Below are 18229 nucleotides of genomic sequence, written 5' to 3'. Positions count from 1 at the left end.
TGATCATGCGGTGGCCCCCTTCGCGGCCTTGTGCCCGTCGACGGCCTGGGCGGTGCGCCGGAAGGCCGCGTGGGCGCGGTCGTGGGTGCGCTGGGCGACGGCGACGTAGAGCAGGTCGAGCACGACCAGCTGCGGGTGCCGGGCCGACAGCGCGTCGGGGCGGAACGTGGTGGCCTGGCTGGCGGTGAGCAGCACGATGTCGGCCAGCTCGGCCAGCGGCGAGCGCGGGAAGCCGGTCAACGCCACTGTGGTCGCGCCCCGGCTGCCGGCCTCGGCAACCATCTCGATGGTCTCCCGGGTCTGGCCGGTGTGCGAGATGCCGAGCGCCACGTCGCCCTGGCGCAGCAGGGCCGCGCTGGCCAGGCCCTCGTGCACGTCGTTCCAGGCCCAGGCCGCCACGCCGATGCGGTGCAGGCTGAACTGCATCTCCTCGCCGACGAGGGCGCTGCCGCTGGCGCCGAAGATGTTCACCCGGGACGCCCCGGCGATGGCGACGGCGGCGCGTTCGACCTCGGCGAGGTCGAGCAGCGCGGCGGTGTCGTGCATGGCGCGGGTGTCCGCGGCCATGATCTGGTCGAGCACCCGGGAGAGCGGGTCGCTCGGCTGGATCTCGCGTCCGATGTCGACGGTCCAGCCCGCCGAGCGGGCCCGGCCGGTTTCGGCGGCGATGCCCAGCCGCAGGTCGGCGTAGCCGTCGAAGCCCATCGCCCGGCAGAACCGGGTGATCGTGGCCGGGGAGGTGCCGCTGCGTTCGGCCAGCTCGACGATGGTCGCCCGCGCGGCCGCCTCCGGGTCGCTGAGCACGTGCTCGGCGACCCGGCGCAGCGCCCCGGTCAGCTCGCCCGCGCCGGCCCGGACCCGCGCCAGCACGCCGTCGGAGGCGACCCCGAGCGCGGCCCGCCGGTCGACCGCGTCGGCGTCGACCACCGCGGCCCCCGCGGAGATGTCCACCTCGTGATCAACCATGGGACGCCTTTCCGAAAAGGTTCTTTACTGTTATTGGTAAAAGTTCTTACTGAAAGGCCCTCCCTGTCAAGGCCGTGGGCGAAGTTTTCAAACTGTTACCTGGCGCACAGCCCGCGACGGGGTGCCGGCCCTTGCTCTCCGCCGCCGGGCCGACCAGCATGAACGCGGCATTGATCAAGGAGGTGGGTGCCGATGTCCGACACCGTCGTGGTCGGTCTCGACGTCGGAGGTACGTCCACCCGGGCGGCCGCCCTGAGCTTGGACGGCCGGCGGCTCGGCACCGGCCGGGCCGGCGGCGGCAACCCCACCAGCCACGGCGCCGAGCGGGCCGCCGGCGAACTCCTGGCCGCCCTGCGGGAGGCGCTCGCCGACGTCGACCCCATCCGGGTCCGGGCCGGCACCATCGGGCTGGCCGGGGCCGGCCGGCTGCTCGCCGACCCCGCCGGCCGGGACGCCTTCGACCGGGCGTGGCGCGACGCCGGCCTGCGCTGCCCGTACGACGTGCACGGCGACGCCCTGGTCGCGTACGCCTCGGGCACCGCGAGCCCCGAGGGCACCGTGGTCATCGCCGGCACCGGCGCGATCGCCGCACAGGTCCGCGAGCTGCGGCTCGACCGGGTCGCCGACGGTCACGGCTGGCTGCTCGGCGACGCCGGCTCCGGCTTCTGGCTGGGCCGGGAGGCGGTCCGCCGGCTGCTGGCCGACCTGGACCGGGGCCAGGCCCCGGGCCGGCTGGGCACGGCGGTGCTCGTCGAACTGCTCGGCTCCGCCGAGGTGGCGCCCCGGCCCCGGGACACCGGCGACGCGCTCGTCCAGGCGGTGACCCGACGACCCCCGGTGGAGCTGGCCCGGCTCGCGCCCCTGGTGGTCACCGCCGCCGTCGACGGCGAGCCGGTCGCCCGCGGGCTGATCGACGAGGCCGCCGACCACCTGGCGGAGAGCACCGCGCGGATCCGCCCGGCCGGCGATGCCTCCCCGATCGTGCTCGGCGGCGGGCTGCTGACCGGCGACACCCCGCTGGCGGCGGCGGTCCGGGCCGAGATCGCCCGGCGCTGGCCGGACGCGGTGCTGTGCTCCGCCGGCGACGGCGCGGCGGCGGCGGCGTGGCTCGCCGCCCGCGACCTGCCCGAGGTGGCTGATCCCCGGGCCCTGCACGCGCTACTGGTCCCCGCGACGGCCTGACCACGGCCGCCGCCGCGGTCGCCGCCACGGTCGCCGCCACGGTCGTCGCCACGGTCGTCGCCACGGCGCCGTCGCCGGCTGCCGAGGCGACGGAGGAATGAGGGCGGGACGCTGTCGAGCTGAATCGTTCACGACATCAAGCCCACCGAGGCAGCCGTGACAGCGGGCCCGGTCGCCCCACCAGCCGGCCGGGTCACCCCGCCAGCCGGCCAGGTCACCCCGCCAGCCGGCCAGGCCACCCCCGCCAGCCGGCCAGGCCACCCCGCCAGCCGGCCAGGCCACCCCCGCCAGCCGGCCAGGCCACCCCGCCAGCCGGTGCCCGCCCTGCGGGGGACGGGGTCAGATGGGTAGGGCGCCGGGTGCGACGCCGTGCTTGCGCCCCACCTTGGTCAGCGCCAGCAGGCCGTGCCCGCGCATGTCGGTGTCGGGGCCGAGCCCGGCCGGATCCACCGACATGGCGGCCGCGACGGTCAGCGCGTCGCAGGTGTCCGGCACGCCGTACCGGCGTTCGATCTCCGCCCAGCGTTCATCCGCGTCGGGCGCGGCGTGGTCCCACGACGCCCAGGCCTCGTCCGGGATGTCGGGCTCCTCGTGCGGCAGCAGCAGGCCCTCCTCCACCGGCAGTCGGGCGCCGACGCTGCGCTTGGGTTTGTCGTCGTCGTACTGCCGGAGCACCTCGCCGGCGGCACAGATCAGCCAGGCGGAGCCGCCGCCGCGGGCGTCGTACCAGTACGACTGGGCCGCGCCGAACTGCTCGCTCAGCGCCCGGCAGGTCTCGGCCTCCCGTTTCGGGCCGCCACGGAAGGCGTACCAGGGGCCGAGGACGAGGGTCCAGCCGTTCAGCTCCGGGGTGACGAAGACGCGGCTGCGGGCGTACCGATCGTCGGCGCAGTGGCTGTCGTGTGCGGATGCGGCGTAGCCCAGTCGCAGGGTGGCCGGGCGCGGATCGGAGAGCTCCAGCGCGTCCAGGACGGCGGCCTGGTCGCCGGTGGGCAACGCCAGCCACGACCCGCACGGTGCACGGCCGGCCACCGACCCGGGGCGCTCGGCCAGCAGCTTGATCCGGATGAGCCGCTCCACGGCGGCCCGGTCCGGCGCGCTGAACGCCGGCTCGCCGGCCAGCTCGGCGATGGCTCGCAGCGCGCCCGCGCGCAGCCGCCCGGGGCCGTGCCGGCGGATCTCGTGCAGCGCCGGCAGGGCGCCGGCGCCGATGGCGGAGAGCGCCCAGACGGCGCGCTGCCGGACGTCGGGGTCCGGGTCGGCGAGCAGCGGCAGCAGCGCCGGGACCGCGGGGACGGCGGCCGCGCCCCGGTACTGGAGGCCCAGGGCGGCGTCCTGCCGGACGTGCGGGCTCGGGTGGGACAGCGCTGCCGCGTACGCGTCCAGCAACTCCACCCCGAACCCCTGGAACGCCCAGCCGCACCGCCGCCGGACCTCCACCGTGGTCGCGGCGGCGATGGCCGCGACCAGCGGCTCGAACGCGGGCGCACCGATCTCCCGCAGCACCGAGCCCGCCGCACCCGCCCAGTCCACCGGGGACTCCTCGTCGAGCAGCCCCGCGATCAGCGGAGCGACCGCCCCGGACCCGGCCGCGACCAGCGTCCGGTGCGCCTCGCGCCGGCGTTCGGGCTCGGGATCGGCCAGCGCCCGGACGGCTTCCGTGAGGCCACCGGGGACGGAGTTCGTGATCGGCACCGCCGCATCCTAGGCGGACCCGGCCGGCCGCGCGCTCCAGGTTCCGCGCGGCCGGGCACTGGGCAGTACGCCCACCGCGCTCGACGGCGAGGCGACCGCCCGGCACCGGCCGGCGACGATGGTCAGAACCGGACGATGGAGGGAAGGCTACTTGAGCTGGCCGGCGGTCAGGCCGGACTGGACCTGGCGCTGGAAGGCGACGTAGACCAGCAGCACCGGAACCACCGCGATGGTGAGGCCGGCGAAGAGCTGGGCGTAGTCGCCCGCGTAACCCTGGTTGACGGAGAGCGCGGCGAGGCCCTGGGCGAGCACCCACTTGGACTCGTCGCCCTGCATCAGCACCTGGGGCAGCAGGAACTGGTTCCAGTGGTTGAGGAAGTTGAAGATTCCGACGCTGATCAGTCCCGGACGCGCCATCGGCAGCATCACCTGGAAGAAGAGCCGGAAGTGACCGCAGCCGTCGACCAGGGCCGCCTCCGCCACGGAGGTGGGCAGGGTGCGGAAGAAGGCGGTCAGGAAGAACACCGTGAACGGCAGCGAGTACGCCGCGTAGACCAGGATCAGTCCGGTCCAGGTGCCGAAGAGCCCCGCGTTGCGGACCACGAAGAACAGCGGCACCAGGGCGAGGAAGACCGGGAACATCAGCCCGCCGACGAACAGGTAGTAGACGAACTGCTTGCCGCGGAACTCGTAACGGGCGAAGACGTACGCGGCGGCGGCGCCCATCAGCATGGTCAGGGTGACCGAGCCGGCCACCACCACCAGGCTGTTGACGAAGTACTGCCCGATGTGTGCCCCGCTCCACGCGCGGGCCCAGTTGTCGAAGCGCAGCTCGCCGGGGAGCCCCCACGGGTCGGCGAGGATCTCCGCGTTGCTCTTGAACGAGCTGAGGAACATCCACAGCAGCGGCAGCACGGTCAGCGCGCCCCAGAACAGCAGGAAACCGTGGGACAGCACGTTGGCGACGCCGAGCTCGCGGCGTACCGGGCGGTCGGCCGGGCCGGCGGCCTCGACGGGCAGCGCCACGGCGGCGGGCTTGTCCAGAGTCGTCACGAGTACTCGATCCTGTCTCGCTTGCTGGCCCGCAGCGCCAGCACCGCCACCGTGAGGGTCAGGAAGAACATCACCACGCCGATCGCCGAGGCGTAGCCGAACTTGGTCTCGCTGCCGAACGCCGTGTCGTACATCCGCACGCCGATGACGTCGGTGGAGAAGTTCGGCCCGCCATTGGTCATCAGCTGCACGAGGATGAACCCGTCCAGGGCGAAGATGGCCAGGTAGACCCAGGCGACCTGCACGGTGTCCCAGAGCAGCGGGATGGTCACCTTGCGCAGGGTGGTCAGCCGGGAGGCGCCGTCGAGCATGACCGCCTCGTAGATCTCCTTCGGGATGGCCGACATGGCGGCGCCGAAGAGCACCACGTAGAAGCCGACGTTGCTCCAGATCATCACGGCGAGGACGCACCAGAAGGCGGTCTTCGGGTCGCCGAGCCAGGTGGGCGCGGAGAGGCCGACGCTGTTCATGGCGCTGGTGAGCAGCCCCTTGTTCGGATGGTAGACCTCCTTCCAGAGCAGCGCGATGATCACGACCGAGAGCACCTGCGGGAAGAAGTAGACCGTCCGGTAGACCGACGATCCGCGCACCCCGCTGACCCCGGCCCGCCCCTTGCGGCCGCCCATGTTGAGCATGGTGGCGAAGAAGAGGCCGAGCACGATCGTCAGCACCGGCACCAGCGCCAGCAGGACCGCGTTGTTCTTCAACGCGTTCCAGACGTAGTCGTCGTTCCACAGCGCCTTGAAGTTCGCCAGCCCGACGGAGTTGGCGTCGGCGGAGTAGCCGAGCCAGTCGGTCGTGGAGATCTGGAACGCCTGCAGGTACGGCGACACGACGAAGATGACGTAGAGCAGCACCGGCGGCACCAGGAAGGTGACGATCAGCGGGTACTTGCCATGTCTCACGATGAGGTCCTACCTCCGAGCTGCGGCCCGGTGGGAGCGGGGGCTCCGCTCCCACCGGGCCGGGGGTGTCAGACGGCCCGCTTGTACTTCTTGACCGAGCTGTCCTGGGCGATCGAGTCGGCGCCCTTCTGGCACTGGTCGAGGAACTCGGCCGGGCCGATCCGGCCGCTGAAGAACTCGCCGCACGCGGCGTCGACGAGGTTGCGCTCCAGCTTGCGGTAGTAGTTGTTGTAGACCCAGTTGAAGCCGTTGCTGCCCGACGCCTCCAGCGCCTTCACCACCGTGTTCAGCCCGAACGGCAGCTCGACGCCCTCGCTGGCGCCGGCCACCACGGTCAGGCTGGAGACCTTCCTGGTGAAGTCCTGCGCGCCCTTCTTGGAGAGCATCACCCGGAAGTACTCCAGGCCGCCGGCGAGGTTCTTGGCCTTGGCCGGCACCATGAACGGCTCGCCGGCGGTGCCCCGGATCGCCTCGAACGGCAGCTTGTCTCCGCTGCCCAGGCTCGGGGTCGGCTGGATGGTCATGTTGAACCCGGCCGGGGTGACGTCCTTCTGCTCGCTCTCCAGCCAGGAGCCGCAGGAGATGAAGGCGGCCTTGCCCTGGCACCACGCCGTCTGCGACTGCTTGTGGTCGAGGCCGGGCGAGCCCTCGAGGATGTACTTGTCCTTGACGATCTGGTGCCACGCGTCGGCCGCCGCCTTCATCGCGTCGGACTTCCAGGCGTTGGGCTCCAGGTTGTCGATCGCCGTGGCGACGGAGGGGCCGCCGAGCTTGATGGCGGTGGAGATCAGCGGCCAGCTCATGTAGCGGGGGTGCGCGCCCGCGTACGTCCAGGGGGCGATGCCGGCGGCCTTGATCTGCTTGCACAGCGCGATGTGCTCGTCCCAGGTCTTGGCGTACTGCCAGTTGCGCTCGGCGAAGAGCTTCGTGGAGTGCCAGATGCCGTAGGCGGTGTAGGTGTAGTTCATCACCAGGAACTTGCCGTCGTACGAGCCGACCTCGACCGCGCCCGGCAGCAGGGTCTCCTTGACCGTCTTGCCCGGGACGTCGAGGCTCGGGGCGGCGAGCAGCTCGCCCAGGTCGGCGATGGCGTTCTGGGAGACCAGGCCGTTGAAGTCGATCTGACCGGCGCCGGAGTTGTTGACCACGTCCGGCGGGGTGCCGTCGACGAAGCGCGGCTGGAGGGTCTTGCTGATCTCCTGCGTCGCCGAGTGGTTGACCTTCGCCTTCGGGTACTTCTCGGTGTACATGGCCTCGTGGGCCTTCGCGTACTCCTCGCCGAAGCCGCCGTTGAAGATCACCACCTCGAGGGGCGCGTCCTCCTTGACCCCGAGCGGGTTCTGCTCGCTCTTGGTGCCCTTATAGGTGCCGGCGTCGCCCTTGTCGTCGCCGCCACCTCCGGTGGCGCAGCCGGCGAGCAGGCCGGCGGCGGGGGTGGCCAGCAGGCCGGCGGCGGCGCTGCGCCGCAGGATGTCACGCCTGTTCATGGTCTCTCCTCGGATCGGGTCCGGGCGGGCGCCGGATGGGGGAAGGCGGCCGCCGCACGAGGCCAGGGGGAAGTTGTCTTCAGTTTGTTAAGTGTTGCTGAAGAATTTCTACGGCAGTAACCGGCGGACTTCAAGACCCGCAGACCGAACCGTTATCACCACCGATCGGTTCGCGCCTGACATACCCTCAGGGCTATGCGCCGTCTGCGGCAACTCGCCGCGCGCACGCCGGCTGGTCGGGAACGGTACGTCGATCTGCTGCGGGCGCTCGCGATCGTCATGGTCGTTCTCGGCCACTGGGCGGTCGCCGCGATCAGCGAGGACGCCACCGGCCGGCCGACGGCCCGCTCGGCGCTGCCCGACCTGCCCTGGGCGTACCCGTTGACCTGGGTGGCCCAGGTGATGCCGGTGTTCTTCCTGGTCGGCGGCTACGCCAACGCCGCCTCGCTGGCCGCCCGCCGGGCGGCCGGCGGCGACGGCGTCTCCTGGCTGCTGGGCCGGGGCGCGCGACTGCTGCGCCCCACCACCGCGCTGCTGCTGGTGATCGCCGCCGGCTCCGTCGTCGCGTCGCTGGCCGGCGTCGAGGCGACGCTGGTGCGTACCGTCGCCTGGTTCGCCACCATCCCGCTGTGGTTCCTCGCGGCCTACCTGGTGGTGGTGCCGCTGACCCCCGCGATGTACGCCCTGCACCGGCGCTTCGGCCTGCTCGTCCCGCTCGTGCTGGCCGCGCTGGTCGCCGCGGGCGACGTCGGACGCGCGCTCGGGCCGGCCGAGCTGGCGCTGCCGAACTACGTCTTCGGGTGGCTGGCCGTCCACCAGCTCGGCTTCGCCTGGCGCGACGCCCGCGCCGAGCCGCCCACCCGCCCCGACACGGCCGCCGGCCCGGGCGCGCCCGCGCGGCGCGGCGTCCTGACCCACCGGCTGCCGCTGTCGCGGCGGGCCGGCGGGACGGCGCTGCTCGGCGGTCTGGCCACGACGGTGCTGCTGACCGCCGGGCCGTACCCGGTCAGCATGCTCAACGTGCCGGGCGAGCGGCTGGACAACGCCGCGCCGCCCAGCCTCGCGCTGCTGACCCTGACCACGGCCCAGCTCGGGCTGATCCTGCTGCTGCGCGACCCGGCGGAACGCTGGCTGCGCCGCTCCCGGCCGTGGCAGGCGGTGATCGCGGTCAACGCGGTCGTGCTCACCGTCTTCCTCTGGCACCTGACCGCCGCGATCCTGCTGGTCGGCGCGCTGGACGCGGCCGGGGCGCTGCCGACCCCGCCAGTGGGATCGGGCGCCTGGCTGGCCTGGCGGGTGCCCTGGGTGCTGATGCTGACCGTGGTGCTGGCCGTCCTGGTCGCCGTCTTCGGCCCCGTCGAGGCCCGCACCGGCCCGACCGGCCGCGCCCGGGACCGCCGGCGGGCCGACGGCGGGGCACCCACGTCGGGCCGTGAGCAGGCCGCCCGGCCGCGCCGCGACGACGGGCGGGCGCGCGACGGGCGGGCGCGCGACGACGGGCAGCCGCTCGACGACGGGCGGCCCGCCCGTCCGGGGTGGTGGGGCAGCGCCCGTGCCGCGCTCACCGCCGCCGGTTTCACCGCCGTGGTGTACGCCCTGGTGGTCAACGCCGAGACGCCGAGGTCGGCGCCCGAGCCGCTGGGGGTGCCGGTCCCGGCGCTGGCGGCGTACCTGGCCGGGGCCGGCGCCCTGCGACTGCTCAGGTCTGGGTGGGGAAGCCGAGGTTGACCCCGCCGTGCCGGGGGTCGAGCCAGCGGCTGGTGACCACCTTGCCCCGGGTGAAGAAGCGCACCCCGTCCTCGCCGTGGGCGTGCAGGTCGCCGAAGAGCGAGGACTTCCAGCCGCCGAAGGAGTAGTACGCCATCGGCACCGGGATCGGCACGTTGATGCCGACCATGCCGACCTCCACCTCGTGCTGGTAACGCCGCGCCGCGCCGCCGTCGTTGGTGAAGATCGCCGTGCCGTTGCCGTACGGGTTGGCGTTGACAAGCTCCACCGCCTCGTCGTACGAGCCGACCCGCAGGACGCCGAGCACCGGGCCGAAGATCTCGTCGGTGTAGATCGACATGTCCGGGGTGACCCGGTCGAACAGCGTCGGGCCCAGCCAGAACCCGGCGGCGTCGCCGTCGGGCTCGACGTCGCGGCCGTCCACCACCGGCACCGCGCCGGCGGCCACCCCGGCCGCGACGTACGCGCGGACCCTGTCGGCGTGGGCGGCGGTGACCAGCGGGCCCATGTCGCAGCCGCGCCGGCCGTCGCCGGTGCGCAGCCGGGCCATCCGCTCGGCGATGCGGGCGACCAGGGCGTCGCCGACCGGCTCCACCGCGACCAGCGCCGAGATCGCCATGCACCGCTCCCCCGCCGAGCCGAACCCGGCGTTGACCGCCGCGTCGGCGGCCAGGTCCAGGTCGGCGTCCGGCAGCACCACCATGTGGTTCTTCGCGCCGCCGAGGGCCTGCACCCGCTTGCCGGCGGCGCTGCCGCGCTGGTGCACGTACCGGGCGACCGGGGTGGAGCCGACGAACGACACCGCTTTCACGCCGGGGTGGTCCAGCAGCGCGTCGACGGCCTCGGCGTCGCCGTTGACCACGTTCAGCACCCCGTCGGGCAGGCCGGCCTCGGCGAACCACTCGGCCAGCAGCAGCGCCGCGCTCGGGTCCTTCTCGCTCGGCTTGAGCACCACCGCGTTGCCGCAGGCCACGGCCACCGGCACGAACCACAGCGGCACCATCACCGGGAAGTTGAACGGGGAGATCACGGCGACCACACCGAGCGGCTGGCGCAGGCTGTACGAGTCGACCTCGGTGGAGACGTTCTCGCTGAACCCGCCGCGCAACGCCGAGGGGATGCCGCAGGCGTACTCGATCACCTCCAGGCCGCGCTGCACCTCGCCGGCGGCGTCCGCGAGCACCTTGCCGTGCTCGGCGGTGATCACCTCAGCGAGCCGGTCGCGGCGGGCGTTGACCAGCTCGCGGAAGGCGAAGAGCACCGCCGTCCGCCGGGCCAGCGACGCGTCCCGCCAGGCCCGGGCCGCGCGCTCGGCGGCCTCCACCGCGACCGCGACGTCCGCCGCCGAGGCCAGCGCCACCCGGGCGGTACGCCGGCCGGTGGCCGGGTCGAAGACGTCCCCGTGCCGGGTCGACGTGCCGCCGAACCGCTTGCCGTCGACGAAGTGCGACACCGTGGCCAGGTCCGTGGTGGTCGCCCCGGCCGTGCCGGGCCCGCCGTTCGCCACGGTCACGCCGCCACCGCCGCCGCGCAGGAGCGGATGGCGTCGACCATGACGGCCAGGCCCTCGCGGGCCTCGTCCTCGGTCAGCGTCAACGGCGGGCCCATCCGCAGCACGTTGCCGTACAGGCCGCCCTTGCCGACCAGCAGCCCGCCGGCCTTGCACGCCTCCAGGACGCGGACGGTCAGCGCCGGGTCCGGCTCCGCGGTGCCCGGGCGGACGAACTCGACGCCGAGCATCAGCCCCTTGCCGCGTACCTCGGCGACGCAGTCGAGGCCGCCGACGGCGGCGCGCAGGCCGTCGGCGAGGATCGCGCCGGTGCGGGCCGCGTTGGCCTGGAGGTCGTGGTCGAGCAGGTAGTCCAGCACGGCGTTGCCGGCGGCGGTGGAGACGGGGTTGCCGCCGAACGTGCAGAAGCTGATCGCCGGCACCGACTCCAGCACCTCGGCCCGGCCGACCACGCCGGCCAGGGCGAAGCCGTTGCCGATGCCCTTGGCGAAGGTGAGCAGGTCGGGGGTGACGCCGTGCGCCTGGTAGCCCCAGAAGTGCTCGCCGGTGCGCCCCCAGCCGGTCTGCACCTCGTCGGAGACGAACAGGATGCCGTGCTCGTCGAGCACCTTCTTCCAGGCGGCGAAGAGCCCGTCCGGCGGGTGCACGAAGCCGCCGACGCCCTGGATCGGCTCGGCGATCAGGCAGGCCACGTCGCCAGCGGTCTGGGTGGCGAGCACCTCGCGCAGGTCCTCCACCGCCGCGTCGACCCGCTCGGACTCGCTCAGCCGGGCGAGCAGGCCACGCAGCCGCTCACCGGAGTGCAGCCAGGCCACCTGGAGCGGGTTGAGCGCGCTGGCCGACCAGCCGCGGTTGCCGGTCACGCCCATCGTCGCGTACGACCGGCCGTGGTAGCTGTTGCGCACCGCGAGGATCTGCGCCGAGCGGCGGTGGTTGGTGGCGAACAGCAGCGCCGCCTCGTTCGCCTCGGTGCCGGAGTTGGCGAAGAACACCCGCGCGTCGGGGATGCCGGAGAGCCGCGCGACCTTCTCGGCCAGCTCGACCTGCTGGCGGATGAGGTAGAGCGTGGAGCTGTGCACGATGCCGGTGCGGACCTGCCGCTCGACCGCCTCCCGGATCTCGGGGATGTCGTAACCGATCATCGAGGTCAGCACCCCGCCGAAGAAGTCCAGGTAGGTGCGGCCCCCGGCGTCGGTGACCCGGCGACCCGAGCCGGAGACCAGCTCGATCGGCTCGTCGTAGTAGAGCGGCATCCAGGACGGGAGCACGGCCCGGTGCCGGGCCAGCAGATCGTCGGCGGTCATCGTCGCACCCTCTCAGCGGCGTTCGCGGTAACGGCACGCTCTCATCACCGGGCGGCAGGGACAACTGTCACTGTGTAGCGCAGCGGCGGCCCCCGCCTGACACCGCGTCAACCGGATGCTGCGATTTCCGGGGTCGGACCGGGCTGACACCCGGATTTCGGTTGTCGATGCGGGCGTACACGACTCATTTCGCATCCGGCTCGGCGGCGGAGGCGGCCCGGCCGCCCGTCGCGACCCGGGCCGTGCCCGGCCTCGGCGCCGCCCGCGGGACCGCCCGCTCGCGGCCCCCGTGGGGCCCGTCGCCGCGCGTCGGGCGGGCCCGCCGCCGCGTCAGGTTGAGGACGGCGGCGAGCAGGGCGAACGCGGCCCACCCGCCGGCCAGCGCGGCGACCGGCGACAGGTCCTGCAGGTAGTGGTAACCGGCGAGGAAGCCGACCAGGGCCAGGCTGTTGCGGGCGAAGTGCCGGCTGAACTCGACCAGTTGGCGGCGGGCCTCGACGGCGACAAGCACCCCGGAGTACGGGAAGGTCACCACCATCCCGCGCAGCAGTTGACCGAGCAGCCCGGTGAGCACCGCGCCGACGAAGATCACCACCAGCTTGGCGGGCGCGGGCAGGCTGTCCCGGCGGGGATCGACCGGCTCGGCCCGGGCCGCCCGCTCCCTGCCGATCCGGCTGGCGTCGCCACCGGTGCCGGTGGTCGCGGCGCTGCCGGTCGTGGCGGTGACGGTGGCGCCGACCGTGCTGGCGGTGGCGGCGGTGACGGTGGCGCCGACCGTGCTGGCGGTGGCGTCGCGCGCGTGGCGGCGCAGCACCACCATCGCCGCCAGCCAGAGCAGCACGGAGCCCGCCAGCGCCAGCTCGAACGGCACCGGGACCGCCAGCAGCCCCGCGCTCAGCGCCACGTACGCGGCGACGCCGGCCAGGTCGGCGAAGAGGATCGGCCAGCGCCACCGGTGGTGGGTCACCGCGACGGTGACGAAGAACAGGTTGAGGCCGAACACGCCCAGCACCTGGGCGCCGTCCACCGAATAGCCGGTGGTCACCAGGGCGAGGGTCATCGGCAGCGGCAGGCTGTAGACGAAGGCCCGCAGCCGCACGGAGCGGATCAGGCTGACCACCCACACCACCGCCGTCACGAGCAGGACGGCGCTCCACGTCATGGTCGGCCCGCTTCCGGCGCGTCGCTGTCGCTCACTGGTAGGTCGCCTCCCGTGCGCAGGTGGCGAAGGCGGTGCGCAGCCGCTCCAGGTCGCCGGGGTTGACGGAGAACTGGTTGAGGGTGATCTCGCCGTGCGCGCTCATCGTCGGCTCCCAGGCACTCGTGCCGTCCCAGAGCGCCAGGTTGACGTGCAGGTCGGGCCGCACACTGCCCCAGCGCAGCAGGCCGGCCCGGACCCCGGCCCGCCGCTGCGTCTCCACCAGCTCGGACAGCTCGTCGGAGACCCCCGCGTGGACGAAGATGCGGGTGATCCGTACGCCCCGCTCCAGCGCCTCCAGGTTGGCCGCCCAGTAGGCCCGGCCGATGTCGCTGTGCCACCAGCTCAGCTCGCCGCTGACCCGGGGCATCACGTGGGTCACCGCGTCCAGGTAGCGGACGCAGTCCGCCAGGCCGGCGAGCAGGTCCTCGTAGTCGTCGCCGGGCCGGACGATCCGGCCCGCCCGGAGCTGCTCGGTCTCGACCCGGAACCGCTCGAAGCGGCGGCGGGCCTCCTCCGCGACCCGGGTGCCCGGGTGCGCCTCCACCGCCTCCCGGGCGGCGGTGACCAGCGGCGGCACCCCGTGCACCAGCCACGGCGGGCCCTCCAGCAGCGTACGCAGGTGGAACCGGCGCTCCGCGCGGGCCAGCGAGTCCACCAGCAGCGAGATGGTGATGCCCATGAGCCCGGCCAGCAGCGACTCCACGCCCGTGGCCGCGTTGGTGAGGTCCAGCGTGACCGACAGGGAGATCGACAACGCGATGCCGATCAGCGCCACCGGGTCGGTGTGCACGAACAGCCGGACCAGCCCCCTGGCGGAGCCGACCCGTTCCCTGGGGTGTCGGCGGAGCACGTCACCTGCCATGGGCAACCTCCGGTGTCGGTGATGCCGCCCAGCGTATTTGCGGCCCACAATGGCACGCCGTCCCTACCGGCTCCGGCACGCGACCGCCGGTACGATCCGGCGGTGCGGATCGGGGAGGTGGCGCTGCCCACCGGCGCTGCGGGCACCGGCGCCAGGGAGATCACGGCCGGCGTACGGGCCTGGGTGGACTCGGCGCCGCTGCGCGCCCTGGTCGGGCACTTCGGCGGCCACTGGCCGGGCGGGGACCTGGCGGCGGTGCTGGCCGGCCTCGACGCGTTCTCCGCCCGGCACTGGGACTTCCGGGGCGGCCGGGAACGCCCCGACGCCCGCGAACCCGCCTTCGACCCGGCCACCGCCGGCCTGGTGCTCGGCGCCGCCGCCGCGCTCGGCCTGGTCCGCCCGGCGGCGCCGGCCCGGTCCGCGTACGCCCACCTGGTGGTGCTGGGCGGGCTGTCGCACGCCTGCCAGCGCCGGGTCGCGTACGCGGCGCACCTGCTGCGCGCCGGCACCCGGGTCGCCGGCGAGGTGGCCGCGCTGGGCAGCTTCCGGCCGCTGTCCGAAGTGGAGTGCGCGGGGCTGACGGCGGCCGGCGTCCCGCCCTGCGACACCGAGGTGGAGGCCCTGGACGCGGCGGTGCGGCGCGAGTTCGGGGTGGCCGCCCCGGCCGAGGAGGACGGTCACGACGGGGGCCACCCGCACCACTCCTGGTCGTCGCGGACCTACCGGCCCGCGGGCGGCCCGCCCGTCCGGGTGCTGGCCGCCCCGTCCGGCGATCCCGCGCGGCGGCGGGCGCACACCGCCGACACCCAGCGGTTCTGGGCGGAGCACGTCCGCCTGCGCGCCGGTGACCCGGTGCTGATGGTGACCGCCCCGATCTACGTGCCGTTCCAGCACTGCGACGCGCTGCGCACCCTCGCCGTGCCGTACGGCTGCGGGATCGAGACCGTCGGCGTCGACCCGGCCCTGCCCGACCTGGCCGGGCTGCCCGAGCCCACCCTCACGCCCGGCCGCTACCTCCAGGAGATCCGCTCGGCGATCCGGTCGATGCGCGCCCTGCACACCGCCGTCGTCCCGGCCTGAGCGGGCCCGTCGCCCGGCGGCCGGCGGAAAGCGGGCTGCGGCGGCCACGGGCCGGCCGGTAGCCTTGCCGGCACGGCGAGGGCGGCTCCTGGGCGTGCTTCCTTCTCATCCTGTCTTGGTTGACCTGCTAGCGCGCCCGATCTCCGCGACGGCGGGACCTCGGCCTACCGGCGCGAGCCGGGCGAGGATGACGCGGCGTTCGCCGGCCGGCTGGCCGCGCTGGGGCCCACCGACCTCCACGACGTCCCGGCCGCCGCGCCGGCGTTCGCCGCGCTGGTGCGCGGTGACCTGCCGCTGGCGGAGGGGGCGCAGGCGTACGCGCTGTACCGCGCCGGGCTGGACGGCGACCGGGTGCGGCTGTTGGACGCCGCCGACCTGATCGCCGACCTCGCGCCCGGCGGCTGACCGCCGGGGCGCCGGGTTCGCCCGCCGGGACGGGCGGCCGGGACGGCGGTCAGCCGGCGGCGGTGTCCCGGACGGCCTGGGCGAAGACCTCGGAGCGGTGCTCGAAGTTGCGGAACCGCCCGTAGCTGGGCGCGGCCGGGGAGAGCAGCACCACCCCGTCGGCCGGGGTCAGCCCGCGGGCCAGCCGGACCGCGTCCACCAAGTCGTCGACCACCTCGGCGCGTACCTTCGGCAGCCCGGCGAGCGCCTCGACGATCCGGGCGCCGCTGTCCGGGATGCCGATCACGGTGATCTCGCGCTCCGCGAGGTGCTCGCGCAGCGGGGTGTAGTCCAGCCCCCGGTCGGTGCCGCCGACGATCACGGTCAGCGGCCGCCCCTCGTACGCGTCGATGGCGTGCATGGCCGCGTACGGGCTGGTGGCGAGGGTGTCGTCGACGAAGGTGAGGCCGGACGGGTCGGCGATCTCGGTGAGCCGGTGGGCCAGCCCCTGGAACGCGGCGACCGCCACGGCCAGGGTGTCCCTGCGGGCCACCACGTCGACGCCGAGCGCGTCGAGCACCGCGAGGGCGACGCAGAGGTTGCCCTCGTTGTGCCGGCCGACCAGCGGCAGCACCGCGCGCGGGAACAGCGGCCGGTCGCCGAGGTGGAACCAGGGCGCGCCGTCGGGGCCGCCGGCCACGTGGGCGGTGTCGGGCAGGCCGGCGCGCACGGCCGCCCGGTCGCCCAGTTCGAGGGCGAGCCGCGGGTCGGCGCCGTTGACCACCACGGTGCGCGGCCCGTGGGCGAGCAGGTTGAGCTTGTCCCGGTAGTACTCGGCCTCGCCGCCGTGCGCGTCGAGGTGCTCGGGGAAGAGGGCGGTGACCACCGCCACCCGCGGCGAGTCGGTCAGGTCGCTGCACTGGTAGCTGGAGAGCTCCAGCACGTACAGCTCCGCCTGCGGCAGGTCCAGCGTCGGCACGCCGATGTTGCCGCCGAAGACGTTCGGCCGGTCCACGGCGGTGAGCAGGTGGCTGATCAGGCTGGAGGTGGTGCTCTTGCCCTTGCTGCCGGTGACGCCGATCGTGCGGTCGGCGTGGTCGGCCATCCACAGCGCCGTGCCCTGGGTGACGGTCACGCCGCGCCGGCGCAGCTCCACCAGCCACGGGTGGGTCTGCGGCACGCCGGGCGAGCGGACCACCACCTCGGCGGCGGCCAGCCGGGCGAAGCCGTCCTCGCCGGTGACCAGCGGCGCCGCCTCGGCCAGCGCCCCCTCCCAGGGCAGGCTGAGGAAGTTGGCGCTGTCGTCGACGGCGACCAGGTCGGCCGGGCCGTGCGCGGCGATCGCGGTCACGGCGGCCCGGCCCTCCCGACCGGCGCCCCAGACGGCAACGGTACGTCCGCGCAGGTCAGACAGGCGCACAGGCTTCTCCTCAGGGGGTGTCGGCGGGCGAGGCAGCGGCGGGGTCCGGCACAGCCGGACACGGCCGGACGAACCAGGGCCTAGTATGGCGTGTGCCCAACGAGCAGCTCCGGCGGATGGACGCCTTCACCTTCCCGTCCTACTCGATCGATCTCTCCACCGGGGAGGTCCTGTTCGACTACGCCCTCACCGGCCCCGACGGCGAGCAGCGGTTCACCGAGGTGATCACCCTTCCGCTGCCCGACGCGCCGCCGTCGGACGAGACCGTGGCGGCCCTCGGCCGGGTCCTGGAGCTGCTGCACGTGGTCGCCGGGGTCAGCTACTACAAGGCCGCCGCGCCGCCCCGCGTGGTGCTGCCGGCCCCGCTGGGCGCGGCCGCCGCCGAGCTGGTCACCGCCGTCTACACCAAGGGCCTCGCGGAGTACGCGTACCGCAACCAGCTGCCGCACGTGCTCCAGCTTCGCCCGGAGGTGCCGGCCGGCACGGTCTCCCCGGCCCCGGTGTACGACGACTCCGACCGGCGTCCGCTCTCGGCGGTGGGCGGCGGCAAGGACTCGATCGTCAGCCTGGAGGCGCTGCGTCGGGCCGGGTTCGACCCGGTGCCGTTCTCGGTCAACCCCAACCACGTGATCGTCTCGGTGAACGAGGCGTCCGGGCTCACCCCGCTCGCCGCCCGGCGGCGCATCGACCCGGTGCTGTTCGAGCTGAACGCCGCCGGGGCGCTCAACGGCCACATCCCGGTCACCGCGATCAACTCGCTGATCGCGGTCGCCACCGCGGTGCTGCACGGGCTGGGCCCGGTGGTGATGTCCAACGAGCGGTCGGCGTCGGACCCGAACCTGGTCTGGAACGGGCACGAGATCAACCACCAGTGGTCCAAGGGCGTGGAGGCGGAGGGGTTGCTGCGGGCGGCGCTGGCCGAGCACGCCGGGCTGACCGAGCCGTACTTCTCGCTGCTGCGCTCGCTGTCGGAGCTGCACATCGCCCGACTGTTCGCCGAGATCGACCGCTACGACGACGTGGTGACCAGTTGCAACGCGGCGTTCAAGCTGCGCGACGCCAGCGAGCGTTGGTGCCGGAACTGCCCGAAGTGCCGGTTCGTCTTCCTGGCCATGGCGCCGTTCATGTCGCGCGAGCGGATCACCCACATCTTCGGCGGCGATCTGCTCGCCGACCCCGCCCAGGTGCCCGGCTACCGCGAGCTGCTGGGCGTGGACGGGCACAAGCCGTTCGAGTGCGTCGGGGAGGTGGAGGAGTCGGTGGTGGCGCTCAGCCTGCTCGCCGAGCAGGAGCAGTGGCGCGACGCCCCGGTCGTCCGCGCCCTCGTCGACGCGGTCCCGGCCACGGCCTGGTCGGCGGCGGCCAACTCCGACGTCTTCACCCCGGGCGGCCCGAACCACGTCCCCCCGCCGTACGCCAAGGCCCTCACCGCCCTCACCTGACCGGGGCCGG

15 protein-coding genes are annotated in these 18229 nt (G+C 74.1%); 5 read left to right on the top strand and 10 right to left on the bottom strand.

Features of this window, described 5'->3' with window-relative positions; genetic code table 11:
* Positions 1-3 precede the first annotated feature (3 nt).
* A complete protein-coding gene (locus tag ACFY23_RS10460; protein WP_350686647.1) occupies positions 4-966 on the bottom strand; it encodes a MurR/RpiR family transcriptional regulator in 963 nt (320 codons plus the stop codon).
* A gap of 192 nt (positions 967-1158) precedes the next feature.
* Between ACFY23_RS10460 and ACFY23_RS10455 the strand changes: the two genes are divergently transcribed.
* A complete protein-coding gene (locus ACFY23_RS10455; RefSeq protein WP_350819581.1) occupies positions 1159-2148 on the top strand; it encodes a BadF/BadG/BcrA/BcrD ATPase family protein in 990 nt (329 codons plus the stop codon).
* 339 nt (positions 2149-2487) lie between these two features.
* Here the strand turns inward: ACFY23_RS10455 and ACFY23_RS10450 are convergent, their stop codons facing one another.
* The 4 genes from ACFY23_RS10450 to ngcE form a co-directional block, all read right to left on the bottom strand.
* Positions 2488-3843 (bottom strand): HEAT repeat domain-containing protein, encoded by a 1356-nt coding sequence (locus ACFY23_RS10450; protein WP_350686166.1) that lies wholly within the window; start codon positions 3841-3843, stop codon positions 2488-2490.
* A gap of 147 nt (positions 3844-3990) precedes the next feature.
* Complete coding sequence (locus ACFY23_RS10445) at positions 3991-4896, bottom strand: carbohydrate ABC transporter permease (protein WP_350686165.1); 906 nt, start codon at positions 4894-4896, stop codon at positions 3991-3993.
* Positions 4893-5801, bottom strand: coding sequence for a sugar ABC transporter permease (locus tag ACFY23_RS10440; protein ID WP_350686163.1), 909 nt, complete (start codon positions 5799-5801; stop codon positions 4893-4895). The genes ACFY23_RS10445 and ACFY23_RS10440 overlap by 4 nt, the downstream gene beginning before the upstream one ends.
* A 68-nt stretch (positions 5802-5869) precedes the next feature.
* Positions 5870-7288 (bottom strand): N-acetylglucosamine/diacetylchitobiose ABC transporter substrate-binding protein, encoded by a 1419-nt coding sequence (gene ngcE, locus ACFY23_RS10435; protein WP_350686162.1) that lies wholly within the window; start codon positions 7286-7288, stop codon positions 5870-5872.
* A gap of 195 nt (positions 7289-7483) precedes the next feature.
* Between ngcE and ACFY23_RS10430 the strand changes: the two genes are divergently transcribed.
* Positions 7484-9016 (top strand): acyltransferase, encoded by a 1533-nt coding sequence (locus tag ACFY23_RS10430; protein ID WP_350686161.1) that lies wholly within the window; start codon positions 7484-7486, stop codon positions 9014-9016.
* Here the strand turns inward: ACFY23_RS10430 and ACFY23_RS10425 are convergent.
* The 4 genes from ACFY23_RS10425 to ACFY23_RS10410 form a co-directional block, all read right to left on the bottom strand.
* Positions 8988-10478: a CoA-acylating methylmalonate-semialdehyde dehydrogenase gene (locus ACFY23_RS10425; protein WP_350686168.1), complete on the bottom strand. Its 1491-nt coding sequence runs from the start codon at positions 10476-10478 to the stop codon at positions 8988-8990. The genes ACFY23_RS10430 and ACFY23_RS10425 overlap by 29 nt on opposite strands.
* Positions 10479-10525: 47 nt before the next feature.
* Positions 10526-11830, bottom strand: a complete 1305-nt coding sequence (locus ACFY23_RS10420) for an aspartate aminotransferase family protein (RefSeq protein ID WP_350686159.1) — start codon at positions 11828-11830, stop codon at positions 10526-10528.
* 184 nt (positions 11831-12014) lie between these two features.
* Complete coding sequence (locus tag ACFY23_RS10415) at positions 12015-12992, bottom strand: hypothetical protein (RefSeq protein WP_350819582.1); 978 nt, start codon at positions 12990-12992, stop codon at positions 12015-12017.
* 31 nt (positions 12993-13023) lie between these two features.
* The gene (locus ACFY23_RS10410) at positions 13024-13893 is read right to left on the bottom strand and encodes a hypothetical protein (RefSeq protein ID WP_350686744.1); all 870 of its coding nucleotides are present in this window, start codon (positions 13891-13893) and stop codon (positions 13024-13026) included.
* 102 nt (positions 13894-13995) lie between these two features.
* On the opposite strand from ACFY23_RS10410, the gene ACFY23_RS10405 reads away from it, so the two are divergent.
* Both ACFY23_RS10405 and ACFY23_RS10400 read left to right on the top strand, forming a co-directional pair.
* Positions 13996-14973 (top strand): hypothetical protein, encoded by a 978-nt coding sequence (locus ACFY23_RS10405; RefSeq protein WP_350819584.1) that lies wholly within the window; start codon positions 13996-13998, stop codon positions 14971-14973.
* Positions 14974-15249: 276 nt separating this feature from the next.
* On the top strand, positions 15250-15378 hold the full coding sequence (locus tag ACFY23_RS10400; protein ID WP_350686741.1) for a hypothetical protein: 129 nt from the start codon (positions 15250-15252) through the stop codon (positions 15376-15378).
* 49 nt (positions 15379-15427) lie between these two features.
* Here ACFY23_RS10400 and murD read toward each other — a convergent pair whose 3' ends face one another.
* The gene (gene murD / locus ACFY23_RS10395; protein WP_350686739.1) at positions 15428-16777 is read right to left on the bottom strand and encodes a UDP-N-acetylmuramoyl-L-alanine--D-glutamate ligase; all 1350 of its coding nucleotides are present in this window, start codon (positions 16775-16777) and stop codon (positions 15428-15430) included.
* A gap of 92 nt (positions 16778-16869) precedes the next feature.
* Here murD and ACFY23_RS10390 point away from each other — a divergent pair, with 92 nt between their 5' ends.
* Positions 16870-18219, top strand: a complete 1350-nt coding sequence (locus tag ACFY23_RS10390) for a hypothetical protein (protein WP_350686738.1) — start codon at positions 16870-16872, stop codon at positions 18217-18219.
* Positions 18220-18229 lie beyond the last annotated feature (10 nt).

The sequence above is a fragment of the Micromonospora sp. NPDC000121 genome, from assembly GCF_042899165.1.
GTDB lineage: Bacteria > Actinomycetota > Actinomycetes > Mycobacteriales > Micromonosporaceae > Micromonospora.
This window is presented reverse-complemented; position numbering and strand designations above follow the sequence as displayed.